The sequence below is a fragment of the Micromonospora sp. NRRL B-16802 genome, assembly GCF_001279555.1.
GTDB classification, from domain to species: domain Bacteria; phylum Actinomycetota; class Actinomycetes; order Mycobacteriales; family Micromonosporaceae; genus Micromonospora; species Micromonospora profundi.
Genome location: NZ_LGEB01000137.1, coordinates 1 through 512, shown reverse-complemented (window position 1 = coordinate 512; position 512 = coordinate 1). Strand labels below are relative to the sequence as shown.

Annotated in this window: 1 protein-coding gene; it reads left to right on the top strand. The window is 63.1% G+C overall.

Going from position 1 to position 512, the window contains the following annotated elements; genetic code table 11:
• Nucleotides 1-512, top strand: a 512-nt coding sequence (locus ADK66_RS30350) for a condensation domain-containing protein (protein ID WP_157553119.1), incomplete at both ends; no start/stop codon positions are given.

Below are 512 nucleotides of genomic sequence, written 5' to 3'. Positions count from 1 at the left end.
ACCGAACACATCGCACCCACCACCCACACCGAACAATGGCTCGCCGACACCTGGCAAAACCTGCTCAACATCGACCAGATCAGCACCACCGACAACTTCTTCGACCTCGGCGGCAACTCCCTCCTAGGCACCCAACTCGCCGCCCGCATCCGCGACCAACTCCACACCGAACTCCCCCCACGCGAACTATTCGCCAACCCCGTCCTACACCAACTCGCCAACCACCTCGACCACACCGCACCCACCACCACCAGCACACCAATCAAACCCATACCCCGCGGAGAACCCCTGGCCTGCACCCGCCAACAAGAAGGACTCTGGTTCGAACAACAACTCGACCCCAACTCGACCGTCTACCACATCCCCGTCGCACTACGACTACACGGCACCCTGAACACCACCGCCCTACACCGCGCCCTCCACACCCTCACCACCCGACACGAAGCCCTCCGCACCCGCTTCGTCGAACACAACGGCCTACCCCGCCAAATCATCGACCCCCCACCGGCCGA